At 75.4% G+C, this 25390-nt stretch carries 25 protein-coding genes and 1 pseudogene; 17 read left to right on the forward strand and 9 right to left on the reverse strand.

The genetic code is table 11. The annotated features are described in order from the left end of the window. The first annotated feature begins 36 nt into the window (after positions 1–36). From FED44_RS13385 to FED44_RS13400, 4 genes are all read left to right on the forward strand, one after another. The gene (locus FED44_RS13385; protein ID WP_138460946.1) at positions 37–789 is read left to right on the forward strand and encodes an amino acid ABC transporter ATP-binding protein; all 753 of its coding nucleotides are present in this window, start codon (positions 37–39) and stop codon (positions 787–789) included. Positions 790–895: 106 nt separating this feature from the next. Beyond that, positions 896–2593, forward strand: coding sequence for an N-acyl-D-amino-acid deacylase family protein (locus FED44_RS13390; protein WP_138460826.1), 1698 nt, complete (start codon positions 896–898; stop codon positions 2591–2593). Further along, positions 2590–3504 (forward strand): serine hydrolase, encoded by a 915-nt coding sequence (locus tag FED44_RS13395; RefSeq protein WP_244301893.1) that lies wholly within the window; start codon positions 2590–2592, stop codon positions 3502–3504. The genes FED44_RS13390 and FED44_RS13395 overlap by 4 nt, the downstream gene beginning before the upstream one ends. Positions 3505–3535: 31 nt before the next feature. Continuing rightward, positions 3536–4693 (forward strand): LysR family transcriptional regulator, encoded by a 1158-nt coding sequence (locus FED44_RS13400; protein ID WP_244301895.1) that lies wholly within the window; start codon positions 3536–3538, stop codon positions 4691–4693. Here the strand turns inward: FED44_RS13400 and FED44_RS38430 are convergent. Next, positions 4637–4966 (reverse strand): annotated as a pseudogene (locus tag FED44_RS38430) (SPW repeat protein); the annotation flags it as partial. The gene FED44_RS13400 and the pseudogene FED44_RS38430 sit on opposite strands and share 57 nt — an antisense overlap. 210 nt (positions 4967–5176) lie before the next feature. Here FED44_RS38430 and FED44_RS13410 point away from each other — a divergent pair. Next, positions 5177–6031, forward strand: coding sequence for a DMT family transporter (locus FED44_RS13410; protein ID WP_111701306.1), 855 nt, complete (start codon positions 5177–5179; stop codon positions 6029–6031). Here the strand turns inward: FED44_RS13410 and FED44_RS13415 are convergent. Continuing rightward, entirely contained in the window at positions 6018–7220 is a 1203-nt protein-coding gene (locus FED44_RS13415) for an MGDG synthase family glycosyltransferase (RefSeq protein WP_138460828.1), read from the reverse strand. The genes FED44_RS13410 and FED44_RS13415 overlap by 14 nt on opposite strands. A gap of 139 nt (positions 7221–7359) precedes the next feature. On the opposite strand from FED44_RS13415, the gene FED44_RS13420 reads away from it, so the two are divergent. The 7 genes from FED44_RS13420 (at position 7360) to hpnH (ending at position 16099) form a co-directional block, all read left to right on the forward strand. Then, positions 7360–8070, forward strand: coding sequence for a polysaccharide deacetylase family protein (locus tag FED44_RS13420; RefSeq protein ID WP_111701308.1), 711 nt, complete (start codon positions 7360–7362; stop codon positions 8068–8070). 220 nt (positions 8071–8290) lie between these two features. Then, complete coding sequence (gene hpnC / locus FED44_RS13425; protein WP_138460829.1) at positions 8291–9142, forward strand: squalene synthase HpnC; 852 nt, start codon at positions 8291–8293, stop codon at positions 9140–9142. Then, positions 9117–10226 carry a phytoene/squalene synthase family protein gene (locus tag FED44_RS13430; RefSeq protein ID WP_244301896.1) on the forward strand — a complete coding sequence of 370 codons (1110 nt, stop codon included), beginning with the start codon at positions 9117–9119 and terminating at the stop codon, positions 10224–10226. The genes hpnC and FED44_RS13430 overlap by 26 nt, the downstream gene beginning before the upstream one ends. After that, entirely contained in the window at positions 10223–11692 is a 1470-nt protein-coding gene (gene hpnE, locus FED44_RS13435) for a hydroxysqualene dehydroxylase HpnE (RefSeq protein WP_244301898.1), read from the forward strand. The genes FED44_RS13430 and hpnE overlap by 4 nt, the downstream gene beginning before the upstream one ends. After that, positions 11689–13563 (forward strand): squalene--hopene cyclase, encoded by a 1875-nt coding sequence (gene shc, locus FED44_RS13440; protein ID WP_138460830.1) that lies wholly within the window; start codon positions 11689–11691, stop codon positions 13561–13563. The genes hpnE and shc overlap by 4 nt, the downstream gene beginning before the upstream one ends. After that, positions 13560–15095 carry a 4-hydroxy-3-methylbut-2-enyl diphosphate reductase gene (gene ispH / locus FED44_RS13445; RefSeq protein ID WP_138460831.1) on the forward strand — a complete coding sequence of 512 codons (1536 nt, stop codon included), beginning with the start codon at positions 13560–13562 and terminating at the stop codon, positions 15093–15095. Before shc ends, ispH begins: the two co-directional genes overlap by 4 nt. Next, on the forward strand, positions 15095–16099 hold the full coding sequence (gene hpnH, locus FED44_RS13450) for an adenosyl-hopene transferase HpnH (RefSeq protein ID WP_138460832.1): 1005 nt from the start codon (positions 15095–15097) through the stop codon (positions 16097–16099). The genes ispH and hpnH overlap by 1 nt, the downstream gene beginning before the upstream one ends. A gap of 87 nt (positions 16100–16186) precedes the next feature. Here hpnH and FED44_RS13455 read toward each other — a convergent pair whose 3' ends face one another. Then, positions 16187–16954, reverse strand: a complete 768-nt coding sequence (locus FED44_RS13455) for an SDR family NAD(P)-dependent oxidoreductase (RefSeq protein ID WP_138460833.1) — start codon at positions 16952–16954, stop codon at positions 16187–16189. A gap of 114 nt (positions 16955–17068) precedes the next feature. Here FED44_RS13455 and FED44_RS13460 point away from each other — a divergent pair, with 114 nt between their 5' ends. Then, the gene (locus FED44_RS13460; protein WP_117410272.1) at positions 17069–17302 is read left to right on the forward strand and encodes a ribbon-helix-helix domain-containing protein; all 234 of its coding nucleotides are present in this window, start codon (positions 17069–17071) and stop codon (positions 17300–17302) included. Further along, a complete protein-coding gene (locus FED44_RS13465; RefSeq protein ID WP_117410271.1) occupies positions 17299–17748 on the forward strand; it encodes a PIN domain-containing protein in 450 nt (149 codons plus the stop codon). The genes FED44_RS13460 and FED44_RS13465 overlap by 4 nt, the downstream gene beginning before the upstream one ends. Here the strand turns inward: FED44_RS13465 and FED44_RS13470 are convergent. The 4 genes from FED44_RS13470 to FED44_RS13485 are packed head-to-tail and all read right to left on the reverse strand — an operon-like array spanning position 17745 to position 20842. After that, the gene (locus tag FED44_RS13470) at positions 17745–18341 is read right to left on the reverse strand and encodes a response regulator (RefSeq protein ID WP_117410270.1); all 597 of its coding nucleotides are present in this window, start codon (positions 18339–18341) and stop codon (positions 17745–17747) included. The two genes, FED44_RS13465 and FED44_RS13470, sit on opposite strands and share 4 nt — an antisense overlap. Continuing rightward, a complete protein-coding gene (locus FED44_RS13475; RefSeq protein ID WP_138460834.1) occupies positions 18341–19438 on the reverse strand; it encodes a sensor histidine kinase in 1098 nt (365 codons plus the stop codon). Before FED44_RS13475 ends, FED44_RS13470 begins: the two co-directional genes overlap by 1 nt. Positions 19439–19442: 4 nt before the next feature. Continuing rightward, positions 19443–20132: an ABC transporter permease gene (locus FED44_RS13480; RefSeq protein WP_117410268.1), complete on the reverse strand. Its 690-nt coding sequence runs from the start codon at positions 20130–20132 to the stop codon at positions 19443–19445. Continuing rightward, on the reverse strand, positions 20129–20842 hold the full coding sequence (locus FED44_RS13485) for an ABC transporter ATP-binding protein (protein ID WP_117410267.1): 714 nt from the start codon (positions 20840–20842) through the stop codon (positions 20129–20131). The genes FED44_RS13480 and FED44_RS13485 overlap by 4 nt, the downstream gene beginning before the upstream one ends. 170 nt (positions 20843–21012) lie before the next feature. On the opposite strand from FED44_RS13485, the gene ligD reads away from it, so the two are divergent. Continuing rightward, a complete protein-coding gene (ligD, locus tag FED44_RS13490) occupies positions 21013–21978 on the forward strand; it encodes a non-homologous end-joining DNA ligase (protein ID WP_117410266.1) in 966 nt (321 codons plus the stop codon). A gap of 34 nt (positions 21979–22012) precedes the next feature. On the opposite strand, the gene FED44_RS13495 is transcribed toward ligD, so the two are convergent. After that, positions 22013–23059 carry a hypothetical protein gene (locus FED44_RS13495; protein WP_138460835.1) on the reverse strand — a complete coding sequence of 349 codons (1047 nt, stop codon included), beginning with the start codon at positions 23057–23059 and terminating at the stop codon, positions 22013–22015. Continuing rightward, positions 23046–23279 (reverse strand): hypothetical protein, encoded by a 234-nt coding sequence (locus tag FED44_RS13500; protein WP_117408205.1) that lies wholly within the window; start codon positions 23277–23279, stop codon positions 23046–23048. Before FED44_RS13500 ends, FED44_RS13495 begins: the two co-directional genes overlap by 14 nt. Before the next feature lie 179 nt (positions 23280–23458). Here FED44_RS13500 and FED44_RS13505 point away from each other — a divergent pair, with 179 nt between their 5' ends. Beyond that, positions 23459–24703: a sensor histidine kinase gene (locus FED44_RS13505; RefSeq protein ID WP_138460836.1), complete on the forward strand. Its 1245-nt coding sequence runs from the start codon at positions 23459–23461 to the stop codon at positions 24701–24703. Continuing rightward, positions 24700–25389 (forward strand): response regulator, encoded by a 690-nt coding sequence (locus tag FED44_RS13510; RefSeq protein ID WP_117408212.1) that lies wholly within the window; start codon positions 24700–24702, stop codon positions 25387–25389. The genes FED44_RS13505 and FED44_RS13510 overlap by 4 nt, the downstream gene beginning before the upstream one ends. Position 25390 lies beyond the last annotated feature (1 nt).

Raw genomic sequence — 25390 nt, forward strand, 5'->3', positions numbered from 1 at the left:
CCCGGCCGGCCACCCGGGCAGCCGTCCGACCTGCCGATGGTGCGGATCCGCGCCGTGCGCAAGCGGTTCGGCCCGCTGGAGGTGCTCAAGGGCATCGACCTCGACGTCCCCGCCGGCTCGGTGGTGTGCGTCGTCGGGCCGTCCGGGTCGGGCAAGTCGACGCTGCTGCGCTGCGTCAACCGCCTGGAGACGATCGACTCCGGCCGCATCTGGGTGGACGGCGAGCTGATGGGCTACGCCGAGCGCGGCGGGCGGCTGCACGCGTTGCGCCCGGCCGAGCTGTCCCGCCAGCAGCGCGGCATCGGCATGGTGTTCCAGCGGTTCCACCTGTTCCCGCATCGCACCGCGATCGAGAACGTCATGGAGGGGCCGGTCACCGTGCTCCGCACGCCCGCCGCCCAGGCCCGGCGGCAGGCGGCGGAACTGCTGGAGCGGGTCGGCCTGGCCGACCGCGCGCACCACTACCCCGCGCAGTTGTCCGGCGGGCAGCAGCAGCGGGTGGCGATCGCCCGCAGCCTGGCCATGCGGCCCAGCCTGATGCTGTTCGACGAGCCGACCAGCGCGCTCGACCCCGAGCTCGTGCAGGAGGTGCTCGCCGTCATGCGGGACCTCGCGGCGAGCGGCATGACGATGATGGTCGTCACCCACGAGATGAGCTTCGCCCGCGAGGTCGGCGACCAGTTCGTCTTCATGGACGACGGCGTCGTCGTCGAGCGGGGCGACCCCCGCGAGGTGCTCGCGGCGCCCCGGCACGACCGGCTGCGCGCCTTCCTGGGACAGGTCCTGTGAACCCGGGCGCGGCCGCTCGTACGGGACGGCCGGGCGGGCGGCGTCCCGCGGCCCCGGAGATCTCGGGGACAGTGACGGGGACGGATCGGGTGACGAGGAGGCTTCCGTGACGGGGGCGGGGACCCGCTTCGATCTTCTCGTCCGGGGCGGGCTGGTGGTCGACGGCACCGGCCGCCCGGCCCGGCCCGCCGACGTCGGGGTCTCCGGCGGGCGGCTGACCGTCCTGCCCCCCGGCTCGTCGTCCGGCCCGAGGTCCGGCGCGTCGCCGGGCTCGGCGGCCGACGCCGCCGAGGTGCTCGACGCGCGCGGGCGGGTCGTCTCCCCCGGGTTCGTCGACGTCCACACGCACTCCGACGGCGTGGCCCTGCTCGGCCCGACCGGCGACGGCGACGGGTCAGGAAACGGATCAGCCGACGGGTCAGGAGACGGGTCCGGCAGGGAGCTGGTGCGGGCCTCGGTGCTGCAGGGGGTCACCACCGAGATCTGCGGCAACTGCGGGTCGAGCCTGTTCCCGGCCCTGCCGGAGCGGCTGGCCGCCATGCGGGCGGAGAGCCGGATCACCTTCGGCGGCGACGTCGGCGCGTACACCGACTTCGCGGGCTTCGCCGCCGCGCACGCCGGGGTGCCCCGGGCCAACCACCTGGCCTCGCTCGTCGGCCACGGCACGCTCCGGGCGGGCGTGCTCGGCCCGGTGGACCGGCCGGCCCGGCCCGCCGAGCTGCGCGCGATGTGCGCGCTGCTCGACGCCTCCCTGACGCAGGGCGCCGCCGGCCTGTCCACCGGCCTCATCTACACCCCCGGCTCGTACGCGGGCACCGCCGAGGTGGTGGCGCTGGCGGAGGTGGCCGCCCGCCACGGCAAGCCGTACGTGACCCACCTGCGCGACGAGATGTCGCGGGTGGAGGAGGCGCTGGAGGAGGCCGTCGAGATCTCCCGGCGCAGCGGCGCGGCGCTGCACGTGTCGCACCACAAGACCGCCGGGCGGTACGCCTGGGGCCGCACCGAGCGCACCCTGCCGCGCCTCACGGAGCTGCGCGCGGGCGGCATGGACGTCACCTGCGACGTCTACCCCTATACGGCGGGCAGCACGGCGCTGGCCGCGATGCTGCCGCCGTGGGCGAACGACGGCGGGCTGCGCGCCCTGACCGCGAGGCTCGGCGACCCCGCCCAGCGGGACCGGATGCGCCGGGCCATCGCCGAGGGCGTGCCCGGCTGGGAGAACACGGTCGGCAACGGCGGCTGGGACCGGATCTCGGTGGCCTGCGCGCCCCGCCATCCGCGGGCCGAGGGCGCGACGATCGCCGACCTCGCCGCCGCCGCGGGCGCCGATCCCCTCGACGTGGCCGCCGACCTGCTGGTCGCCGAGGACGGCGAGGTGACGATCATCAGTCATTCCATGATCGAGGAGGACGTGCGGCGGGTGCTGGCCGCGCCGTACGCGATGATCGGTTCCGACGGCGTGCCGAAGCCGGGCGGGCGCCCGCATCCGCGCTGGGCCGGGACCTTCCCCCGGGTGCTCGGCAGATACGTACGCGAGCTCGGGCTGCTCGGCCTGGAGGAGGCGGTGCACAAGATGACCGGGATGGCGGCGGCGCGCTTCGGGCTGACCGGGCGGGGCGTGATCCGCGACGGCGCGCACGCCGACCTGGTGGTGTTCGATCCGGCGGAGGTGGCCGACCGGGCCACCTTCACCGAGCCGCTGCTGCCGCCCGCGGGCGTCGACACGGTGGTGGTCGGCGGCGCGGTCGTGGTGCGTGACGGCGAGGAGACGGGCGCCCGCCCGGGACGGGTGCTGGCCCTGTGAACACCGGAGACGCGGGGGACGTGGTGAGCGCCGGAGACGCGGTGAACGCCGGGGACGGGGGCGGGCTCCCCCGCGACGCCGGGCCGGGGGACGTCTCCGGCGCCGCGCGCGGCTCGCTGGCGGAGCTGGCGGCGTCCTGCCCCGGCACGCTGGCCGTGTGCGTGCCCGGCCTGCTCGGCGTGAACGAGGACGTGGTGCTGCCGCTCGCCAGCACGGGCAAGGTGCTGCTGCTCGCCGCGCTCGCGCGGGACGTCGCGTCCGGCGCGCTCGATCCAGCCGAGCCGGTCGCGCTGCTCGACGAGGACTACGCGGGGGGCTCGGGCCTGCTCACCGAGCTGTCGGCCCGTCGCTGGACCATCGGCGACCTCGCCGTGCTGACGGCGTCCGTCAGCGACAACACGGCGACGAACGCGTTGCTGCGACGGCTCGGGCTCGCCCGGGTGGACGCCGCGGCCGGCGCGCTCGGGCTGGCCGGGACGCGCGTCCACGACAGGATCCGGGAACCGCGGCTGCCCGCGCACCCGCCCGCGTTCGCCACCGGGACGGCCCGTGAGCTCGCCGGTCTCATGCGGTCCGTGGCGTACGGCCGCGAGCCGTGGCAGCGGCTGCTGCTCGGCTGGATGGCGTGCAACACCGACCGCGGCCTGGTCCCGGCGCTGCTGCCGCACGAGCCGGAGGACCGCGAACCGCCGCGGGTCCTGCCGTACGCCGCCGGGGTGTGGGTGGCGAACAAGACCGGCACGGACGCCGGGACGCGGGCCGACGTCGGCGTGATCGCGGCGGCCAGGTGGGAGGGTTACGCGGTGCTCGCGCACGGGCCGGAAGGCTCCGAGCAGGCCCTCGTGCGGGCCGTGCGGCAGGCGGGCGTCGCCGTCGCCGCCACCGTGACGGGCGCCGCCGCTCGGGCGTGACCAGCGCGGACGCGGCCCGATACTGGGTGGCATGCTCAGCAGCCACCGCCTCAGGGTGCTCCTGGAGGTCTTCAGGACCGGGAGCATCGCCGGAGCCGCCAAGACCCTGCGGCTGTCGCCGTCCGCCGTCTCGCACCAGCTCGCCCGGCTGGAGGAGGAGGCGGGGGTCGGGCTGGTGGAGCGGGCCGCGCACAGCCTTCGGCTGACCGCCGCCGGCCGCCGCCTCGCCGGGCGGGCCCAGGAGGTGCTCGACCTCATCGAGTCCGCCGAGAAGGACCTGCTCGCGCAGGCGCGGGCGGACGCCGGGCAGCTCCGGATCGGGTTCTTCGCCTCGGCGGGCTACCGGCTGCTGCCGATGGCGCTGTCGTCGTTCACGGCCCGCCACCCCGGCGTCGATCTCGACCTGGTGCTCGGGCAGCCGCACGAGCTGCTGGCCGACGTGGAGCGTGGTGAGCTCGACGTGCTGGTCGTGTTCGAGCACGCGCTCGATCCGTGGAAGGCGCCGAAGGGCGTGGAGGTCGTCCACCTCTTCGACGAGCCGCAACTCCTGGTGATGCCGCTCGGCCATCCCGCCGGGCACCGGCCCCGCGTACGGCTGGCCGACCTGGCCGACGATCCGTGGATCACCACGTTCGGCACCGAGACCCCGGTGTCGGTGCTGGAGCGGGCCAGCGCCCTGGAGGGCTTCACCCCCGCGATCCGCTGCCGCAGCGACCACTACGAGGTGACGCTCGGCCTGGTGCGGGCCGGGCTGGGGGTGGCCCTCGTGCCGAGCCTCGGCGTGCAGGGCGCGGCGGGCGTCCAGGTCTGCCAGGTGGAGGGCCCCCGGCTCTACCGCCGGGTCGGCGCCGCGATCCGGCCGACCAACCCCAATCCCGCCCTGCGCGCCTTCGTCGGCTATCTCAGGGACGCGTCGGCCCGCCTCAGCGTGACGCTCCGTCAGGGCGCGACCGAGCGGCCCGCCGCGCGGGGCGGCGGGCCGCCGGACGGCCGGTTACCAGTTGCCGAGCCGGTGCCCGCTCCGCTCGCCCCGCTCGTGCCGGCGGTACGCCTGCGCCATGCCCAGCGCGGCGGCGCCGAGCGCGAAGATCACGATGCCGGTCACGACGTTGTTCCAGACGGTGCTGGTGGTGGCCTCGCCTCCCCTGCGCACCACCCAGGGCGAGACCAGCGCCCAGACGCCGAGTAGCGGGATCAGCCACCCCATGCCGTAGGTGCGTCCGAAGGCGGACGCGAGCCCGAGGGCCAGGGCACTGACCACGAGGCCCGTGATCAGGTTGCTGATGGTCAGCCCGGGGAAGCGAAAGAACCCGACTATCCAGGGCGAGAGCGCCAGATAGAGACCCGCCAGGAAGGAGAGCCCTTCCAGTACCTGAGCGGGGGCCGTCGAACCCGCCCGGTCGTAGGTCTGACGCAGTTCTGCGATGTCGGGGTGACGCTCGATGCCGGTAGGTCCAACCATGACTGGTCCCGCCTTTCCTGCTGGTTGCGTTTGCGCGGACGGCCATACCCGCACAAAACCAGCAATTCTCTACTTTGCGTAATATCTCGCTTATTAATCGGTTTTGCGGGATAAATTGCCTTCAGAGCATTCATTGGGAGATAGCGGTATGTGCGGCCGGGGAGGGTACCGATGAGGTCCGGCTGAGGGGGCGGCGACGCGGAGGGGGCCATGATCGCTGTAGTTCTGGCGGTGCTCGCCGCGGCGGCCAACGCCGTCGCGTCGGTGCTGCAGCGCCGGGCCGCCCGCCGCATGCCCCCCGGCGAGGCGTTCCGGCTGGGGCTGATCCTGCACCTGCTGCGCAGTTCCGCCTGGCTGGGCGGCATCGGGGCGCTGATCGCCGGGTTCCTGCTGCAGGCCGCCGCGCTCGCGTCCGGAGGGCTCGCCCTCGTGCAGCCCCTGCTCGTCGCCGAACTGCCGATCACGATGCTGGTGGCGGGCTGGATGTTCCGGATCCGCGTCTCCCCGATGACGTGGCTGGCCGTCGCGGCGCTGACGGCGGGGCTGGCCGGGTTCCTGGGGGCCGCCTCCCCCTCTCCGGGCGACCGCCTGCCGGGTGTGCTGGGCTGGACGATCTCGGCGGGCGTGACCGCCGGGCTCGTGGCCGGCTGCGTGGCGGTCGCGATCAGCTCCGGCGGCGCCACCCGCGCCGTGCTGCTCGGGGTCTCCGCCGGGCTCGGCTTCGCCTACACCGCCGTGCTGATGAAGCGCACCGTCGAGGTGCTGCCCGACGGGCTGCGGGCCCTGTCCGGCGCGTGGTCGCTGTACGCCATGGTCGCCGCCGGCCTGTGCAGCCTGTTCCTGCTGCAGAACGCCCTGCACAGCGGGCCCCTCGTCGCCGTGCAGCCGGCCCTGACCGTGACCGACCCCGTCGCCAGCACGGCGTACGGCGTGGCCCTGTTCGGCGAGGGCATCCGCACCGGCCCCTGGGTGCTGCCCGAGCTGACCGGCATGGCCCTCATCCTGTACGGCAGCGTGCTGCTGTCCCGGCACGCGCCGCTGCACGAGGCCGTCAGGAGACCGTGAGGGCCGCGCCGTCCGGCCGCGCGAAGCGGAGCAGCAGGGCCTCCGCCGGTTCGGCGTCGAACAGGGCCTCCGCGCGGGCGGTCAGCGCGGCGCGGGCGGGCGAGCCGGGGGCGAGCCGATCGAGTTCCCGGAGCAGTCCGGCGGGACGGCGGACGTGGACGCTCACGCCGGCCCTGGCCATCGCGAGCACCCCGTCCCGGCCGTGGCCGGGGATCGGCAGGCAGGTCACGACGGGCACCCGCGCGGCGAACGCCTCCCGGCAGGTCAGCCCGGCGGCGTTGTCCACCAGCGCGTACGCCGCGGCGAGCAGGCCGGGCAGGTCGTCACGCCAGCCGAGGGCGAGGCCCGCCGGCCCCGGCGGCTCGCCGAACAGCCGCGACAGTCGGCGGCGCAGCCCCTCGTTGCGCCCGCAGAGCACGACGGGCACGTACCGCCCGCTCTCCTGCCCGTCTCCCTGCCCGTCTCCCTGCCTGTCCCGCGGCCTGTTCCGCGGTCCGGAGCGGCACAGGGCGCGGGCCGTCCGCACGACCCGGCCGACCCCCCACGCGCCCGCGCCGACCAGCACGATGCGGTCGCCGTCCGGCAGGCCGAGCCGGGTGTGGACGCTCCGCCCCGGCGCCCGTACGGCGGCGAATCCGGGCCGCACGATCGGGGCGTGCCGGAAGGCCGGGCGGCCGGTGGCGGCCGTCACGGCGAGGGCGGTGGCCGCGTCCGGGCACAGATACCGGTCGTTGCCCCCGTGCAGCCAGAGGCGGTGCGCGGCGAAGTCGGTCAGCACGACCACGCTGGGGACGGCCAGCCGCCCCCGCGACCGCAGGTGCCCGGCGGCCTGGGCGGCCACGTGGAAGACCGGCACCACCAGCGAGGGCCGCAGGCGGCGCACCACCCTGCTCAGCCCTGCCGCCACCACGACCGTCAGCGGCGACACCGCGCGGGCTCGCGAGGCCCGCCGCGACACGAAGAAGATCCGGTAGACGATGGCGTACAGCCACGGAGCCCGGAGCATCACGGTGCGGTACCACCAGCGCAGGACCACGCCCAGCCGCAGCGGCAGCAGGGCGAGCACGTCCACGACCGCCACCCGGACACCGGCGGCGGCGAGGCGCCGGGCCAGTTCGGCGGCAACGCCGTCGTGACCGGCCCCCATCGACGCGCTGACGATCAGCACCTTCGCCGCCGGCGGTGTCATGGGCCCCTCCCAGGGAGTGGACGACGACGCGGCGAGGCGCCGCCAGTCACGCGCGGCACCGGACGCCCTCCCCCGTCTCGTTCCCGGCTTGGTGAATCCGGACACAGGAGCTGATACAGGACGGGCGATACTGGATCCGATGAGACGTCGCGTGGCCGCCGCCGGGGCGGCCCTGCTGCCCGTCGCGGTGCACGTCGCGCCGGGCGCGGCCTGGCTGCCCGCCGTACGCCGCCTGCTGCCCGCCCTCGCGGGCGAGGGGCGTCCCGGACACGTAGCGCTGACCTTCGACGACGGGCCCGATCCCCGGTCGACGCCGCTGTTCCTCGACGAGCTCGCCCGGCTGGGCTGCCGGGCGACCTTCTTCATGCTGGGCGAGCTGCTCGACCGCCATCCCGGCCTCGGGCGGAGCGTCGCGCGGGCCGGGCACGAGGTGGCCGTGCACGGCTGGCACCACGTGAACGCCCTGGTCGCCCGGCCGGGCCGGATCGCGGCGGAGACGGCCCGGGCCGCGCGCCTCGTCGCCGAGGTCACCGGCGCGCGGCCCGCCTGGTACCGCCCGCCGTACGGCGTGCTGAGCGCCGAGGCGCTGCTGGCGGCGCGGTGGCACGGCCTGCGCCCGGTGCTGTGGACGGCGTGGGGCGAGGACTGGACGCGGCGGGCCACACCGGAGTCGGTGCTGCGGACCCTGGCTCCCGGCCTGCGGGGCGGCGCCACGCTGCTGCTGCACGACTGCGACCACACTTCCGCCCCCGGGTCGTGGCGCTCGGCGCTCGGCGCGCTGCCCGAGGTGGTCGGCCGCTGCCGCGCCGCCGGGCTGCGGGTCGGGCCGCTCGGCTCCCACCTTCCCTGAGCGGAGAACGCCTCCCGGGAGAGCTTTTTACCGGCGGCCGGAAGCGCCAACGGCGGGCAACGGTTCCGCCCGCCCCCGGCTGCCCCGCCGGTCGTTTCTTTGGCCCGCCTTTCCGTCCGTCCCCGTCCGCGTACGCCGGGTTGCCCGTCAGGTCGCACGCGTAAAGCCGCCGCCCGATCTGTCGGGTTTTGGGGGGATTTTCGATGGAGATTCTCCTGGCATGTCCGCAGCGGACGTACGCGACGCCGCGCGCCGGGAAAACTTCCCGGTGGCCTCCCGGCTGCTGCCGCGCGGGTACCGCCGCGACCTCATGGCGGTGTACGGGTTCGCCCGGTACGTGGACGACGCCGGTGACGAGGCGGACCCCGCGGAGCGGCCCGCCCTGCTCGACGCCGTGGAGGCCGATCTCGGCCGCCTGTACGCGGGAGACGTCCCGCGCCTGCCGGCCGTACGCGCGCTGGCGCCGCTGGTCGCCCGCCGGGCCGTGCCGAGCGCTCCGTTCCTGCACCTGGTCGAGGCGAACCGGCGCGACCAGGTGGTGCGGCGCTACGACACGTTCGCCCAGTTGCTGGGCTACTGCGAGCTGTCGGCCAACCCGGTCGGCCGGATCGTGCTGCACGTGTTCGGGCTGGCGACGCCCGAGCGGGCGCGGCTGTCCGACCTCGTCTGCTCGGCGCTCCAGGTGATCGAGCACTGCCAGGACGTGGGCGAGGACCACGCCCGCGGCCGCGTCTACCTGCCGGCGGAGGACCTGCGCAGGTTCGGCGCCGGGGAGGCCGATCTGACCGCCGCGCACGCCTCCCCGCGGCTGCGCCGGGTGATCGCCCTGCAGGCCCGTCGCGCGGCGACCCTCCTCGACGAGGGGACGCCGCTCCTGGAGACCCTGCGCGGGTTCGCGCGCACGGCGGTGGCCGGTTACGTCGCGGGCGGCCGGGCGCAGCTCGCGGCGCTCGAACGCCGCCGGCACGACGTGCTGGCCGGCGCCCCGCGTGCCCGCCGTCACGCGGTGCTGCGCGAGTGGGTTCGTGTGCTGAAGGAGGTGGACGGTGACGGTTCCCGGCGCGATTCCTGATCCCGTCCCCGAGCCCCTGGCCGGCGCGGCGGCGGACCTCCCGGCCGGGCGGGCGCCCCGGGCCGGGCCGGGACCGATACCGGTGTCACGGGCCTACGGGCACTGCGAGCGCGTCGTCCGCACCCGGGCGCGGAACTTCGCGTACGGCATCCGCCTGCTGCCCCCGCCGAAGCGCCGCGCGCTCAGCGCCGTCTACGCGCTCGCCCGGCGGATCGACGACCTCGGCGACGAGGCCGGGCCCGTGGCCGGACGACTGGAGCGGCTGGAGCGGGAGCGCGAACTGCTGAGGGCCCTGAAAACCGTGCCCGGTCCCTCGGGGCCCGACTCCATGGGACCTGGTTCCTCGGGGCCTGGTCCGGGGGCCGTTCATCCGGTGACGGCCGATCCGGTCATGGTGGCGCTGGGCGACGCCGCCGCGCGCTTCCCCCTTCCCCTTGAGGCGTTCGAGGAGCTCATCGACGGGTGCGCCGCGGACGTCGCCGGGGCGCGTTACCGGTGCCACGACGACCTGGTGGGCTACTGCCGGCAGGTGGCCGGGTCGATCGGGCGGCTGTCCCTCGGCGTGTTCGGCCTCGCCGGCGGCGCGTACGCAGACGACGGGACCGGTAACGGCGAGCTTGTGCTGCGGCGCGCGGCGGGCCGGGCGGACGCCCTCGGCGTGGCGCTGCAGCTCACCAACATCCTCAGGGACCTGCGGGAGGACCGCTGCGCCGAGCGGGTGTACCTGCCCGCCGACGACCTGCGGAGGTTCGGCTGCACGCTCGGGCTGGACGGGAGGGGGGATTTCACCGACCCGCCCGAGCGGCTGGCCGGGCTGATCCGGTTCGAGGCCGCGCGGGCGCTCGGCTGGTACGCCGAGGGCATGCGGCTGATCCCGTTGCTCGACCGGCGCAGCGCCGCCTGCACCGCGGCGATGGCCGGCATCTACCGGCGCCTGCTGGGGCGGATCGCCACCGACCCGGCCCAGGTCCTGGCCGGGCGGCTGTCGCTCGCGCCGTGGGTCAAGGCGATGGTCGCGGCGCGGGCCATCACGGGCGCGGCCCAGGCGGAGCCCGAGGCCGGGTCCCAGGGAGAGTCCCCATGAACAGCCCGATGAGCAGCCCCACGACGGGCCCGATGACCGGCCCGATGACCGGCTCCCTGACCGGCCCGGACGGCGGCGTCCCGCCCGTCGCCGTGATCGGCGGCGGCCTCGCCGGGATCACCGCGACCCTCGCCATCGCGGAGGCCGGGTGGCCGGTGACCCTGTACGAGGCGCGGCCCCGGCTCGGCGGGGCCACCCACTCCTTCGCCCGCGGCGGGCTGACCGCCGACAACGGCCAGCACGTCTTCCTGCGCTGCTGCACGGCGTACCTGGGCCTGCTCGATCGGCTCGGCGGGACCGGGCGGGTGCGCCTGCAGGAGCGCTTCGACGTGCGGGTGCTCACCCCGCACGGCGAGCGGGGGCGGCTGCGCCGGGCCTCGCTGCCCGGGCCGTTCCACCTGCTCCCCGCGCTCGCGCGCTACCGGCTGCTGTCCCCCGCAGACCGCCTGCGGGCGGTGCGCGGCGCGCTGGCGCTGCGCGGTCTCGACCCGGCCGCGCCCGCGCTGGACCGGGCCGCGCTGGGCGCCTGGCTGGCCTCCAGGGGCCAGCGGGACACCGTGCGGCGCGCCCTGTGGGACCTGTTCGCCGTGGCCGCGCTCAACATCGCCGCCGACGAGGCGGCGCTCGGGCCCGCGGCCATGGTGTTCCGCACGGCCCTGCTCGGCCGGCCCGACGCCGCGGACATCGGGGTGCCGTCCGTGCCGCTCGGCGAACTGCACGGCGGCGCGGCGCTGACCGCCGTCGCGCGGGCCGGCGGCACGGTGCGGCTGCCGGCGAAGGCCGAGGCGATCCTGCCGGCCCCGCCCGGCCTGCCGGGGCCGTCGGTCCTCGTCGGCGGCACGCGGGTGGAGACCTCCGCCGTCGTCGTCGCCGTCCCCCACGGGCAGGCCGCGCGGCTCCTGCCCGCCGAGGCGGCGCCGGACCGCGACGCGTGGGCGGGGCTCGGAGCGAGCCCGATCGTCAACGTGCACGTCGTCTACGACCGGCCGGTCACCAGCCTGCCGTTCGCCGCGGTCGTCGGCTCGCCGGTGCAGTGGATCTTCGACAGGACGGCGGCGGGCGGGCTGACCCGGGGCCAGTACCTGACGGTGTCGGTGTCGGCGGCCCGGCACTGGATCGACGTGCCCACGTCCGCGATGCGCGCGGTGTTCGTGCCGGAGCTGGAGCGGGTGCTCCCGGCCACCCGGACGGTGCGGCTGCTCGACTTCTTCATCACCAGGGAACGGCGGGCCACCTTCCGCCAGGGCCCGGGGAGCGGCGCGCTGCGCCCCGGCGCGGCCACCCGCTGGCCGGGGCTGTTCCTGGCCGGCGCCTGGACCGACACCGGCTGGCCCGACACGATGGAGGGCGCCGTGCGCAGCGGCCTGGAGGCGGCCCGCCTGGTGCGGCTGTACCTCAGCCACCTGACCCACCTCGGCCACCTCGGCCATGTCAGGGAGCCCGCGCGAGCGGAGTGGGCCCGATGACCGCGCTCCTCACCGCCGCGTCCCGCGCCGCCACCGCGCTGGAGGCGGCCCGCGACCACCTGCTCGCCCTGCAGTCGCCGGAGGGCTGGTGGAAGGGCGAACTGCGGACCAACGTGACCATGGACGCCGAGGACCTCCTGCTGCGCGAGTTCCTCGGCGTGCGGACCGCGGCCGAGACGGCCGGGGCCGCCCGGTGGATCAGGTCGCAGCAGCAGGCGGGCGGCGGCTGGGCCAACTTCCACGACGGCCCGGCCGACCTGTCCACCACCGTCGAGGCGTACACCGCGCTGCGGCTCGCGGGCGACCCGCCGTCGGCCCCGCACCTGCGCGCCGCCGCGGCCCTCGTCCGCGATCTGGGCGGCGTCGAGTCCACGAGGGTCTTCACCCGCATCTGGCTCGCGATGTTCGGCCAGTGGCGGTGGGAGGACCTGCCGGTGATCCCCCCGGAGATCGTGTTCCTGCCCCCGTGGTGCCCGCTGAACGTGTACGACTGGGCCTGCTGGGCGCGGCAGACGATCGTGCCGCTGACGATCGTGACCGCGCACCGGCCGGTCCGCCCGCTGCCGTTCGGCCTGGCGGAACTGCGCACCGGAAGGCCAGCGCGGCGGGGCCCGCGCACCGGCTGGGACGCGGCGTTCGCGGCGCTCGACCACGTGCTGCACCGGTACGAACGGCGGCCGCTCGCCGGGCTCCGCCGCGCCGCGCTCCGGCGGGCCGCCGAGTGGGTCGTCGCCCGCCAGGAGGCCGACGGGTCGTGGGGCGGCATCCAGCCGCCCTGGGTCTACTCGCTGATCGCGCTGCGCCTCTCCGGGTACGACGTCTCCCACCCCGTGATGCGCCGCGGGCTGGCCGGGCTGGACCGGTTCACGATCAGGGAGGACGGCTCGCGCAGGCTTGAGGCGTGCCAGTCGCCGGTCTGGGACACCGCGCTCGCCGTGATCGCCCTCCTGGACGCCGGCCTGCCGCGGGATCACCCGGCGCTGGACCGGGCGGGTGAGTGGCTGCTCCGCGAGGAGATCCGGGGGCCCGGCGACTGGGCCGTGCGGCGCCCGGGGCTCACGCCCGGCGGCTGGGCGTTCGAGTTCGACAACGACGGCTATCCCGACGTCGACGACACGGCGGAGGTGATCCTCGCGCTGGGCCGGTGGGGCCGTCCCGCCGCCCGGGACGCCGTCCGGCGGGGGCTGCGCTGGACGGCCGGGATGGCCTCCCGCGACGGCGGCTTCGCCGCCTTCGACGCCGACAACACGCGCGCGCTGTGCCTGCGGCTGCCGTTCTGCGACTTCGGCGCGGTCATCGACCCGCCGTCGGCCGACGTCACCGCGCACGTGGTCGAGGCGCTCGCCGCCGAGGGCCTGGCCCGCTCCCCCGTCGTACGGCGGGCGGTGACCTGGCTGCTGCGGGCGCAGGAGCCCGGCGGCTCGTGGTTCGGCAGGTGGGGGGCGAACCACGTGTACGGAACCGGGGCCGTGCTGCCCGCCCTCGCCGCCGCCGGGGTGCCTCCCGCCGCGCCCTGCGTACGGCGGGCGGTGGCCTGGCTGGAGGCCCACCAGCACCCCGGCGGCGGCTGGGGCGAGGACATGCGCTCCTACCGCGACCCCGCCTGGATCGGGCGGGGCGAGCCGACCGCCTCGCAGACGGCCTGGGCGCTCATCGGCCTGCTGGCCGCCGGGGAGCGGGGCCCGTCGGTCGAGCGCGGCGTGGCCTGGCTGGCCGGCACGCAGCGCCCGGACGGCACCTGGGACGAGCCGCACTACACCGGGACCGGGTTCCCCGGCGACTTCTTCATCAACTACCACCTCTACCGGCTCGTGTTCCCGGTCAGCGCGCTCGGCCGCTACCTGCGGGCCGGAAAGGGGGGGACGCCATGACGGATCTGATCGTGTGCACCGCGCTGGGCATGGAGGCCCGGGCCGTGGCCCGGGGGCTGCGGCCGGCGCGGGAGCGTTCCCGCGTCCGGGTCGTCCGGGTCGGGATGGGGCCGGACCGGGCGGCGCGCGCCGCGGCCCTGCTCCCGCCCGCCGGCGCCCTCGCCGTCACCGGCTTCGCGGGGGCCCTGGACGACGGGCTGCGTCCCGGGGACGTGCTCGTCGCCACCGAGGTCCGCTCCGGGGACCGCGTGTGGCCGTGCCCGTCCGCCCCGCTGCTCGCCGGCGAACTGGCCCGCGCCGGGCTGCGCGCCGTCACCGGCCCGCTTGTGACCTCCCCTCGCGTCGTGTCGGGCCGTGACCGCCGCGCGCTCGCCCTTGAGGGCGGGATCGCGGTCGACATGGAGAGCGCGCCGCTGGCCGCCGCCGCCCGGGGGCGGCCCTTCGCTGCCGTACGCGTCATCGTGGACACCCCCGCCGCCCCCCTGCTGAGCCTCGCCACGATGGGCGGCGCGGTCGCGGCGTGCCGCACGCTCGCCCGGATCGGCCCGGTGCTCGCGCGGTGGGCGGCGGCCACGGGCCCCCGGCGGGTGCTGCTCGCCTCCCCCCGCTCGTTCTGCGCGGGGGTCGATCGGGCGATCGAGATCGTGGAGCGGGCGCTCGTCCGGTTCGGCCCGCCGGTGTACGTGCGCAAGCAGATCGTGCACAACGCCCACGTCGTACGGGACCTGGAGCGGCGCGGCGCGGTGTTCGTGGACGACCTGGCCGAGGTGCCCGATCTTCCCGGGGGCGCGGTGACCGTGTTCTCCGCGCACGGGGTGTCGCCCGCAGTGCGGGAGGAGGCCGGCCGCCGCGGCCTCCGGGTGGTCGACGCGACGTGCCCGCTGGTCGCGAAGGTCCACGCGGAGGCCCGCCGGTTCGCCGCCCGGGGCGACCTCGTCGTGCTGATCGGCCACGCCGGGCACGAGGAGGTCGAGGGCGTGCTCGGCGAGATGCCCGGCGCGGGCGTGCTGGCCGAGGACGAGGCCGGGGTGGAGGCCCTGCCCGCGTCGCTCGCCGAGGGGCGCGGGGTCGCCTGCCTGACGCAGACCACGCTGGCCGCCGACGAGGCCGAGGAGGTCGCGGCGGCGGTCCGGCGGCGCTTCCCCGGCGCGGAGGGACCGCGGGACGACGACATCTGCTACGCGACGACCAACCGGCAGCGCGCGGTGCGGGCGGTGGCCGCCGAGGCCCAGCTGGTCCTGGTCGTCGGGTCGGCGAACTCGTCCAACGCCCGGCGGCTGACCGAGGTGGCCGCCCGTTCAGGTCGCGACGGGACCCCGCTCGCCCGCCTGGTCGACGGCCCCGGCGACATCGCCCTGGAGTGGCTGCGCGGCGCGCGGACGGTCGGGCTGACCGCGAGCGCGTCCACGCCCGCCTCGCTGGTGGACGCCGTCGTGGCGGCCCTCGGCGGGCTCGGGCCGCTGGAGGTGGAGGAACAGCGGGTGACCGAGGAGAACGTCGAGTTCACACTGCCGAAGGAGGTGCGGCCCTGATGCCGATGCCCTTACGTCAGAGCCTTCGCGTCGGCGGGTACGTCCTGCGCCAGCGGTTGCGGCGGCGCAGGCGGTTCCCGCTGCTGGTCGAGCTTGAGCCGTTGTTCGCCTGCAACCTCAAGTGCGCGGGCTGCGGGAAGATCCAGCACCCGGCCGACGTGCTCAGGCGGCGCATGCCGGTCGGCCAGGCGGTGGCCGCCGTCGAGGAGTGCGGTGCGCCGATGGTGTCCATCGCCGGCGGGGAACCGCTCATGCACCCTCAGATCGCGGAGATGGTCCGGGCGCTGGTGGCCCGGCGGAAGTACGTCTTCCTGTGCACCAACGCCCTGCTGATCCCGCGCAAGATCGACCAGTTCACGCCCTCGCCGTACTTCGCCTGGGCGGTGCACATCGACGGGCTGCGCGAGCGGCACGACGCGTCGGTGTGCAAGGAGGGCGTGTTCGACGAGGCGGTCGCGGCGGTCCGGGAGTGCCGGCGGCGCGGCTTCCGCGTCACCACGAACACCACCTTCTTCGCCGGGGACAGCCCGCGCACGGTGATCGAGGTGCTCGACTACCTCAACGACGACCTGCGGGTCGACCAGATGATGATCTCGCCCGGGTACGCGTACGAGAAGGCGCCCGACCAGGACTGCTTCCTCGGGGTGCGGCAGACCCGAGAGCTCTTCCGCGCGGCGTTCGCCGGCGGCAACCGCGGGCGCTGGCGGCTGAACCACTCGCCGCTGTACCTGGACTTCCTGGAGGGGAGGATCGACTTCCCCTGCACGGCCTGGGCCATCCCGTCGTACTCGGTCTTCGGCTGGCAGCGGCCCTGCTACCTGATGGCGGACGGGTACGCCGAGACCTACCGGGAACTGGCCGACGACACCGACTGGAGCGCCTACGGCCGGGGCCGCGACCCGCGCTGCGCCAACTGCATGGCGCACTGCGGCTACGAGCCGACGGCGGTCTTCGCCACCGTCGGCTCGCTGCGCGAGTCCCTGCGCGCGCTGCGCAGCCCTTGACACCGCGCAGCCCTTGACACCGCGCAGCCCTTGACACCGCGCAGCCCTTGACACCGCGCAGCCCCTGAGTCAGTGCCGTACGCGATCTCAGGGCCGGCCGAAGCGGCGGGCGAGGGCGCGGAACGGGCCCGGCGCGGCGCCGCGCAGCCGGGCGGGCAGCCGCAGCCAGGCCGGCACGTACACCTCGGCGCGGCCGCGCTCGACGGCGACCGCGACGGCCCGCGCCACCCGCTCCGGCGGCACAGGCGCGGGCCTACGGCGCGCGTACGGCGTGCCGCGCCGGGCGAAGAACGGCGTGTCGACCACCCCGGGCACCACGGTGGTCACCCCGATCCCGGGCAGCTCGTACCGCAGGCTCTCGGCGAAGGCCAGCAGGCCCGCCTTGGTCGCGGCGTAGACCGCCTCCCCGGGGACCCCCACCACCCCCGCGATCGAGGCGACGTAGACGAGGTGCCCGCGGCCGCGCTCGGCCATCGCGGGCAGCAGCAGCCGGGTGAGCTGCACGTGGGCCGTCAGGTTGACCGCGATCAGGCGTTCCGCCGTGGCGCCGGGCATCCGCGTCAGCGGCCCGCTCCAGCCCTCGCCCGCGTTGGCGACCAGCACGTCCACCGGCCCGGCGCGTGCGGCCAGGTCCTCGGCCGGGTTCCCGGCCCCGTCCTCGGTTCCGGCACGGTCGTGGGCGAGATCGGCGGGGACGACCTCGCCGCCGGTCCGGGCGGCGACGGCGGCGAGCGCCTCCCGGTCGCGCCCGGACAGCACCAGGCGGGCGCGGCGGGCCCACAGTTCGAGCGCGATCGCCGTGCCGATGCCCGACGACGCGCCCGTGACCAGCACCCGTGCCCCCGCCAGCCGCATCCGTCCTCCCCACTGTGGCTGTACCCGCGGACGCGGCCGCCGCCCGGGAATCGGCTGCCGCTCTTCCCGTGAACCGGTGGACCATCGACGGTATGACTGAGTAACCTTCCGAGTATGACCAAGAAGATTACGATCTCTTTGCCGGACGAACTGGCCGACGAGGCGCAGGCGTCCGGCAACGCCTCGGCCTACATCGCCGCGGCGCTGCGCGAGCGGCGGCGCGTCCAGGGCGACCTGGCCATCATGGCCGATTTATGGGGGCCGGGCTGGCAGGACGGGATCACCGACGACGACAGCGCCCGCGCGGCCCGCCTCATGGGCGGGGACGCCAAGGCGGACGCCGCGTGACCGACCCCGTCCCACCGGCCGGCGTCCTGTCCGGCCACGTGCTGGACCTCGACGCCGTCGTCCACCTGATCGAGGGCAAGAGCATGTACGGGAGAGCGGTCGTGCGGCAGTCCTCGGCGCACGGCGTCACCCTCCTCGTGCCCGCGCTCGCCGTCCAGGTCCTCTCGCTGGGCCCGATCCAGCCCCGGCTCGAACGCTTCCTGCGCATGTCGATGGTCGTCACCGGCGCGCTGTCGCCCGACGACGCCGTCGAGGGCGGGCCGTACGCGCAGGCGATCAGGGCGAGCCTGCGCCGGCACCGGCCCGCGGCGGCCGACGCGCGCCTGACCGACGTCCTCGTGGCCGCCCACGCCGTCGTCCACGCCACCCGCCGCGACTGGCGGATCATCACCCCGTCCCCCTACCTGTACGAGGGCCTCGACGTCCGCCTGGAGATCCTCCCTTAGATGAGGCCTCGCTCCATGGCCACGACGACGGCCGCGGCCCTGCTCTCGACGCCGAGCTTGGCGAAGACGTGCTTGAGATGCGTCTTCACCGTCGTCTCGCTGATCAGCAGGGTCCTGGCGATCTCCTTGTTCGCCGAGCCGCGCGCCACCAGGCGCAGCACCTCCAGCTCGCGCGGGCTCGGCTCCTGGGCGCCGGGCCTGCTCAGCAGAGCGGACGCGACCGACGGCGCCAGGACCGCGCCGCCGGCGGCGGCCGTACGGACCGCCCTGTGCAGCTCCTCGCGTGGCGCGTCCTTCAGCAGGTAGCCCGCCACCCCGGCGGCCATGGCCCGCGCCACGTCCGCATCCGTGTCGTACGTGGTCAGCACGACCACCTTGATCTCCGGGTGGTCCGCCCGGAGCCGCCGGATCGCCCCGACGCCGTCCAGGCCGGGCATTCGAAGGTCCATCAGCACCACGTGCGGCCGCGCCCTCCTGGCCATGGCCAGCGCCTCGAACCCGTCGGACGCCTCCGCCACCACCTCGATGTCCGCCACGTGGTCGAACATGCCGCGAAGTCCGTCGCGCACCACGGGATGGTCATCGACGATCATCAGTTTGAGGGGATCCGCAGGCACAGCGCCGTCCCCTCTCCCGGAGCGGACTCCACGGTCAGCGTTCCCCCGACGCCGCCGGCCCGCTCCCGCATGGCCGCCAGCCCGTACCCCGCGCCGGGCGCGTCCGGGTCGAAACCCACACCGTCGTCGAACACGTCCAGCGTCACCTCGTCGTCCATGTAGGTCAGCGTGATCGCGACCCTGCCCGCCCGGGCGTGCCTGGCCGCGTTCGACAGCCCTTCCTGCGCCGCCCGCAGCAGCGTCGTCTGCACCTCGCCGGGCAGCGGCCGGGGGGTCCCCTCCACCGACACGGCAGCCGCCACCCCCGACGTCCGCGACCACCGCGCGGCCACCTCCGCGAGCGCCGCCTCGGGACCCGCGCCGGCGAGAGGGCCCGGCCGCAGCGCGTCGACCGAGCGCCGCGCCTCCCGCAGGTTGTCGCGCGCCAGCTCCTTGGCCAGCGCGATCCTCTTCCGCACGGCGCCCAGGTCGGGCATCGCCTGCTCGGCCGCCTCCAGCTGGGTGACGATGCCGCTCAGCCCCTGGGCGAGGGTGTCGTGGATCTCCCTGGCCAGTCTCGCCCGCTCCTCCAGCACCCCGACCGTCCGGTTCTGCGCGCTCTGGCGGGACACGTAGTCCACGAACAGCCCGATCGCCACGACGAGGCCGGAACTGCCGACGAGCCGCCACAGGACGCCGGGCTCGTCCAGATAACCTCTGGCGGCGAACGTGCTGAGGACCGTCGCCACCGCGCCCACGTAGGACCAGGGACTCGCCAGCATCAGATACGGCTGGGGCATCAGCCCGAAGACGACGACGTCGAAGGACCGGTCCCGCGACACCAGCGCGAGGTAGAGCGCGCAGACGACCGCCAGGTGGAACGCCATGGGGTTCAGCCGCCCGAGCAGCCGCGGCCGCCGTACGACGAAGAAGCCGTGCCAGCCGGCCATGAGCGCGACGATTCCCAGCGTGAGCGGGCCGGGGCCGGTGCCCTCGCCCGCACCGTCCCCGTACGAGAGGATCAGCCCGAGCGCCAGGCAGGCGTAGTACAGCACGTGGAAGGCGCGCGACCAGCGCGCCTCCCAGACGTTCACGTCCTCACTCCCATCGGAACAGCGCCGCGCCGGTGGCCGTGGCCGCCACGATTATCCCGGCCAGGATCAGCAGGGGGAAGGGCACGGCGGTGCCGGACCAGGCGCCCCCCAGGGCCTCCACGGCCGGGGTCAGGGGCAGGAAGTCGCCGATCTGACGCAGCGAGCCGGGCAGGGCCTTCCTGGGCACGGCCGCGCCGGACAGGAAGATCATGGGGAACATGACCAGCATGCCGATCAGGCTCGCGCCTCTGGTGTTGCGCACGACCGCGGCGATCACGAAGCCCAGTGCGCAGGCCATCACCGAGCAGAGCAGGAAGGCCGCGGTCAGCATGAGGACGTCGCCGGGCGCCCGCGCGCCGAACACCGCGACCGTCACGACCACCAGCAGCGCGGATCCCGCCAGGCCCGCGGCGACCTGTGACACCAGCTGGGCGCCGAGCAACAGGATCGGGGAGATCGGCGTGGTGGCCAGCCGCTTGAGCACCTTGCGCTCGCGGTACGAGGCCAGCAGGCCCGGCAGCGCGCCCATCCCGCCGATGGCGGCGATCATCGCGAGGTAGCCGGGGACCGCGCCGCCGTCGCCGCGTTTGAGCACCAGCAGCATGAGAGGGAAGGCCACCATGAAGAACAACGAGGCTGGGTCGCGCGACAGCAGCCTGAGCTCGGCGGCCGTCAGAGCCGTGAACGCCTTCATCGGTCCGCTCCTTCCAGGGCGAGGTAGGCCTCTTCCAGCGAGGCGGTTCCGGTCCGGGCGACGAGCTCGCCCGTGGTGCCCGTCGCCGCCACCCGGCCGCGGGCGAGGACGGCGACTCTGTCGCAGAGCGCCTCGATCTCGTCGAAGTAGTGGCTGACCAGCACCACGGTGGTGCCCGCCGCCTTCAGGTCGCCGATCAGCCGCCAGGTCTCGCGGCGCGCGATCGGGTCGAGACCCGTGGTCAGCTCGTCGAGCACGACCATCTCCGGGTTGCCGACCAGGGCCAGCGCGAGCATCAGCCTTTGTCGCTGACCGCCCGACAGGTCGCCGAACGCCTTCCTCGCCAGCGGCCGCAGGCCCCAGCGCTCCATCACCCGCCGCCAGTCGGACGCGTCCCGGTAGAAGGCGCCGAACATGCGCAACGCCTCGGCCACCTTGATCCGCTCCGGCAGGGAGCTGTCCTGCAGTTGCACGCCGAGGCGGTGAGCCAGGGCCCGCCGCCTGCGTGCCGGATCCTCGCCGAGCACCCGGACCGTGCCCGCGTCGGCTCGCCTGAGCCCGATCAGGCACTCGACGGTCGTGGTCTTTCCGGCGCCGTTGTGGCCGATGATCCCGAACGTCTCACCGGCCCGGACCGTGAACGTCACCCCGTCCACGGCGCGGGTGTCCCCGTAGGACTTGCGGAGGTCTGTCACCTCGATGGCTTCCATGCCTCAAGGTTCGGGGCGGCGCCGATCACGCGGCATCACCCGGCACGTCGCCCCGCATCACCCGTTCGGAGGATGGCGGTGCGCGCAGGCGACGGCGTCCTGGCCTACCGGCCGCAGGTCAGTGCAGGTCAAGGGGGGTATCCGGAGACCGGCCGGGGTACCAGCGGGGCATGGCCGCCCTTCCGGCGTACGCGCCGATGATGGCCCGGCTCGGGCCGCTGCCCGAGCCGCAGGGCGACTACGCGCACGAGATGAAGTGGGACGGGGTCCGCGCGCTCGGGTACGTCGAGGACGGGACGCTCCGGCTCGTCTCCCGCAACGGCAGGGACATCACCCCCGCCTACCCCGAGATCGCCGGGCTGGCCGGCGCGACCGGCGGGCGGGCGACCGTGCTCGACGGGGAGATCGTCGCCTTCGACGAACGGGGCAGGCCCTCGTTCGAGGCGCTACAGCCGCGCATGCACCAGCGCGACCCGCTCAAGGTCAGGCATCTGGTGGTCACCACGCCCGTGACGTACCTGCTGTTCGACGTGCTGCACGTCGGCGCGGGCACCATGACCAGAGCGGCCTACACGGAACGGCGGCGCGTCCTGGAGGACCTCGTGCGCGCCGGGCGCCACTGGGCCATCCCGCCCTACTACTCCGGCGGCGGGGAGCACGCGCTGGCCGACTCCCGCCGCCTGGGGCTGGAGGGCGTCGTCGCCAAACGGCTCGTCTCCGCCTACCTGCCCGGCCGCCGCTCCCCCGACTGGGTGAAGGTCAAGAACGTCCGCACCCAGGAGGTCGTGGTCGGCGGCTGGCGGCCTGGGGAGGGGCGCCGCGCAGACACGATCGGCTCGCTGCTGGTGGGCGTGAACGACGGCGGCCTGCTCCGGTACGCCGGCAGCGTCGGCACCGGCTTCACCGACGAGGCGCTGCGGCGGCTCGGCGAGCGCCTCGCGCCGCTGCGGCGGGACACGCCCCCGTTCTCCGGCATCACCCGCGAGGAGGCCAGAGGTTGTGGCTGGGTGGAGCCGGTGCTGGTCGGCGAGGTGCAGTTCGCCGAGTGGACCGGCGAGGGACGGCTGCGCCACCCCTCCTGGCGGGGCCTGCGCGACGACAAGGACCCCGGCGAGGTCGTCCGCGCCGAGGGATGAAAAAGGGCCGGGCGGAGGGGACGGCACGCCGGGCTCACCGGCCCGGGTCCACACCGGGGTCCACACCGGGGTCCACGGTGCCGCGCCGCCGCGTCGCGAGCACGCCGAGCAGCACCGCGCCGGTGAGGAAGGCGACGTTGTGCGCGTACTTCGCGACCGGCGCGACATTACCCAGCGGCACCACGAAGAACCCGACGACCGTGCGCGCGGTCATGGCTCCGGCGGCGAGCGCGGCGACGTGGCGGCAGGTCCACGCCGGTGAGCGGGCCAGCCGGCCGGCCGCGGTGGCGGTCAGGGCGAGCAGGGCGAGCCCGCCCGCGACCCCGGCCCAGGTCGCGGGCAGGAGGTCGAAGGCGAGGCCCGCCACCAGGCCGGCCGCCGCGACGGCGACCGGCCGGGGCGGGCGCCGGGGCGACACGTCAGGAGCAGGGGAACCAGGGCGGCGCCGGGCGCGGACCGTACGGAGAAGCGCGAGCAGCGCCAGCAGCGCGGCGACGGCCAGCGCGCCCCCGATCTGGGCCGCCGAGGCGTGGTCGGACTCGGTCCGCAGATGGTCGGTCAGCACCAACGTCGCCGCCGCGAGGTACAGCGCCACGGCGGCGGCCAGCCCGGGCGCGCGCAGCCAGGGCATACGCGAGAACCGGGGGGCGAGCGCCTCGGTCAGGGCGATCGGCACGCCGAAGCTCCAGATCGCGTGGCCCCCGACGAAGGCCAGCGCGGTGTGGGCCGCCAGCCCCAGAGGCTCGACGTACGTCGGGCGGATCATCTCCTCCCAGTACGGGATGTCCCGGTAGCCCTCGCTGAACAGGGACTGGTCGATGACGCCCGCCTGCAGCACGCCGAAGGCGGCCGCGAGGGCGAGGATCTCCGGCCAGCCCAGCCCCAGCCTGCGGGCCGTCTCACGGATCAGCAACGCGGGCGCGCCGTACAGCGGACTGAAGATCATCAGGCTGGCGACCAGCACGAACGGATCGCCCGTGCTGTCGTCGTAGCCCGCGAGGTACTCGGCGCACATCGGCGAGAGCACCATCAGCCCGGCCGCGAGCGACCAGCGGGCCCGGCGCGCGTCAGGCGTTCTCATCGCGCCTCCTCGCGGCGGCGAACACGACGGCGCCGGCGACCGCGACGAGCAGGTTCGCGTACACCTCGTAGCCGGTCAGGAAGGCGAGGCGCGGGATGACCTGACGGTTGAAGACGTTGAGGATCGCTCCGTTGAACGGCTGCACGGCCAGACGGTCGATGGTGCCGCTGACTCCCGCGGCGACCAGGAACGCCCCGGCCAGCTGGATGACCTTGCGCATGCCGCCGACGCTAGGGACCGGCGGGACCGCAGGGCATCGGGCGTCGGCATCCCTCCGTCCGGCGAAGGTCGCCGGCGCGCGGCGTGCTCTCCGACCGAAGTCGGACGTCCCCCGACTTCGGTATCGGCTTCGCGCCACCGCGTGGGCGCGCCTCCCTCGAAGCCGTACGCTGCGGCCGTATGGAAGCTCCCGCCACCCCCCGGCGTCGGCGGACCCGGCGTGACTGGCTCGTGGACACGGCGATGTTCCTGCTCGCCGCGGCGTTCGCGTTGCTCATGTCGGCGGAGCGCCTCGGCACCACGCCGCTGCCGCCCGGATGGCTGTTCCCCCTCGACCAGGTCGTGGGCGCGCTCGGCTGCGCCGCGCTGTGGCTGCGCCGCCGGTGGCCGGTCGGGCTCGCGGTGACGCTCGTCGCGCTGTCGGCCGTCTTCGAGATGGTCGCGGGCCCGATGCTGGCCGCGCTCTTCTCGGTCGCGGTCCACCGGCGTCCCCGGACCTCCGGTGTGGTGTTCGCGCTCAGCGTGCTGGCCGCGGTCGTGTTCACGTGGTTGCGCCCCGAGCCGGGCACGCCGCCGCTCGCGATGTTCATGCTGGGCCTGGCCCTGCAGGGTGCGGCGGCCGGCTGGGGGCTGTTCGTCCACCATCGGCGGCGGCTGGTGCTGGCGCAGCGCGATCGCGCGGCCCGGATGGAGACGGAGGCGAGGCTGCGGGCCGAGCAGGCGCAGCACCTGGTCCGCGAGGCCATTGCCCGAGAGATGCACGACGTGCTCGGGCACCGGCTGTCCCTGCTGAGCGTGCACGCGGGAGCGCTGGAGTTCAACCCCGGCGCCGATCCCGCCGACGTCGCCCGCGCGGCGCGCGTGATCAGGGAGAGCGCCCACCAGGCGCTGCAGGACCTGCGCGAGGTCATCGGCGTGCTGCGCGCCCCCTCCGGCGGCACACCAGGCGGCACATCAGGCAACCCGTCGGGCGACCCGTCCGGCGAACGGTCCGCGCCTACGCGGCCCGGCCTGCCGGGGCTGGCCGATCTGGACCGGCTTCTCGCGGAGTCGGGCGAGGCCGGCATGCGGGTGAGGCTGCGCGACGAACTCGGCGGGCAATCCCGGGAAGCCGTCCCCGACCGGACGGGCCGCACCGCGTACCGGGTCGTGCAGGAGGCGCTCACCAACGCGCGCAGGCACGCGCCGGGGGCGGAGGTCCGCCTGCGGCTGGCGGGGGCGCCCGGCGACGGCCTGACGATCGAGGTGGTCAACGACATCCCCGGGGCCGGCCAACCGGAGACCGAAGGGGGTCACGGGCTCATCGGCCTGGCCGAGCGGGTCACCCTGGCCGGGGGACGGCTGGAGCACGGGCCCCTGCGCCGGGACGGCGGCACCGGCGCGGGTGCCTGGCAGGTGCGGGTTTGGCTACCGTGGCCCGCATGATCTCGCCCGACTCCGCGCCGATCGGTGTGCTCATCGCCGACGACGACCCGCTCGTCCGGGCCGGCCTCGTGATGATGCTCGGCGGCGCACCCGACCTCCGTGTCGTCGCCGAGGCGGGAGACGGCGCGGAGGTCCTGCCGCTGGCCCGCCGGCACCACCCCGACGTGGTGCTGATGGACATCCGGATGCCCGTCATGGACGGCCTGACGGCGACCGAGGCGCTGCGCGCCCGCGAGGGCGCGCCGGAGGTGATCGTGCTGACCACCTTCGACGCCGACGAGCACGTGCTGCGCGCCCTGCGCGCGGGGGCGGCCGGGTTCCTGCTGAAGGACACCCCGCCGGACGAGATCGTCGACGCCGTCCGCCGGGTGGCCCGCGGCCATCCGGTACTGTCCCCGGCGGTGACCCGGCGGCTCATCGCCCGGGTGGCCGAGTCGGGCCGGGACCTGCGGCGGGCGCGGGCGGAGGAACGCCTGGCGCCGCTGAACGACCGGGAACGGGAGATCGCCGTGGCGGTCGGGCAGGGCAGGCCCAACGCCGAGATCGCCGCGCTGCTCCACCTCAGCGTCCCGACCGTGAAGACGCACGTGTCGAGCATCCTCGCCAAGCTCGGGCTCAACAACCGCGTGCAGATCGCGCTGCTGGCCCACGACGCCGGGTTGCTCGACGACGTCCCGGAGAGCTGAG

It is taken from the genome of Microbispora triticiradicis (assembly GCF_005864065.1).
Classification (GTDB): domain Bacteria; phylum Actinomycetota; class Actinomycetes; order Streptosporangiales; family Streptosporangiaceae; genus Microbispora; species Microbispora triticiradicis.

What these genes read in the sequence shown, in the direction of transcription:
- FED44_RS13385 (WP_138460946.1), top strand. Translation starts at nt 37, where the DNA reads ATGGTGCGGATCCGCGCCGTGCGCAAGCGGTTCGGCCCGCTGGAGGTG.
- FED44_RS13400 (WP_244301895.1), top strand. Translation starts at nt 3,536, where the DNA reads ATGCTCAGCAGCCACCGCCTCAGGGTGCTCCTGGAGGTCTTCAGGACC.
- FED44_RS13410 (WP_111701306.1), top strand. Translation starts at nt 5,177, where the DNA reads ATGATCGCTGTAGTTCTGGCGGTGCTCGCCGCGGCGGCCAACGCCGTC.
- FED44_RS13415 (WP_138460828.1), bottom strand. Translation starts at nt 7,220, where the DNA reads ATGACACCGCCGGCGGCGAAGGTGCTGATCGTCAGCGCGTCGATGGGG.
- FED44_RS13420 (WP_111701308.1), top strand. Translation starts at nt 7,360, where the DNA reads ATGAGACGTCGCGTGGCCGCCGCCGGGGCGGCCCTGCTGCCCGTCGCG.
- hpnC (WP_138460829.1), top strand. Translation starts at nt 8,291, where the DNA reads ATGTCCGCAGCGGACGTACGCGACGCCGCGCGCCGGGAAAACTTCCCG.
- hpnE (WP_244301898.1), top strand. Translation starts at nt 10,223, where the DNA reads ATGAACAGCCCGATGAGCAGCCCCACGACGGGCCCGATGACCGGCCCG.
- shc (WP_138460830.1), top strand. Translation starts at nt 11,689, where the DNA reads ATGACCGCGCTCCTCACCGCCGCGTCCCGCGCCGCCACCGCGCTGGAG.
- ispH (WP_138460831.1), top strand. Translation starts at nt 13,560, where the DNA reads ATGACGGATCTGATCGTGTGCACCGCGCTGGGCATGGAGGCCCGGGCC.
- hpnH (WP_138460832.1), top strand. Translation starts at nt 15,095, where the DNA reads ATGCCGATGCCCTTACGTCAGAGCCTTCGCGTCGGCGGGTACGTCCTG.
- FED44_RS13455 (WP_138460833.1), bottom strand. Translation starts at nt 16,954, where the DNA reads ATGCGGCTGGCGGGGGCACGGGTGCTGGTCACGGGCGCGTCGTCGGGC.
- FED44_RS13460 (WP_117410272.1), top strand. Translation starts at nt 17,069, where the DNA reads ATGACCAAGAAGATTACGATCTCTTTGCCGGACGAACTGGCCGACGAG.
- FED44_RS13470 (WP_117410270.1), bottom strand. Translation starts at nt 18,341, where the DNA reads ATGATCGTCGATGACCATCCCGTGGTGCGCGACGGACTTCGCGGCATG.
- FED44_RS13480 (WP_117410268.1), bottom strand. Translation starts at nt 20,132, where the DNA reads ATGAAGGCGTTCACGGCTCTGACGGCCGCCGAGCTCAGGCTGCTGTCG.
- FED44_RS13485 (WP_117410267.1), bottom strand. Translation starts at nt 20,842, where the DNA reads ATGGAAGCCATCGAGGTGACAGACCTCCGCAAGTCCTACGGGGACACC.
- ligD (WP_117410266.1), top strand. Translation starts at nt 21,013, where the DNA reads ATGGCCGCCCTTCCGGCGTACGCGCCGATGATGGCCCGGCTCGGGCCG.
- FED44_RS13495 (WP_138460835.1), bottom strand. Translation starts at nt 23,059, where the DNA reads ATGAGAACGCCTGACGCGCGCCGGGCCCGCTGGTCGCTCGCGGCCGGG.
- FED44_RS13500 (WP_117408205.1), bottom strand. Translation starts at nt 23,279, where the DNA reads ATGCGCAAGGTCATCCAGCTGGCCGGGGCGTTCCTGGTCGCCGCGGGA.
- FED44_RS13505 (WP_138460836.1), top strand. Translation starts at nt 23,459, where the DNA reads ATGGAAGCTCCCGCCACCCCCCGGCGTCGGCGGACCCGGCGTGACTGG.
- FED44_RS13510 (WP_117408212.1), top strand. Translation starts at nt 24,700, where the DNA reads ATGATCTCGCCCGACTCCGCGCCGATCGGTGTGCTCATCGCCGACGAC.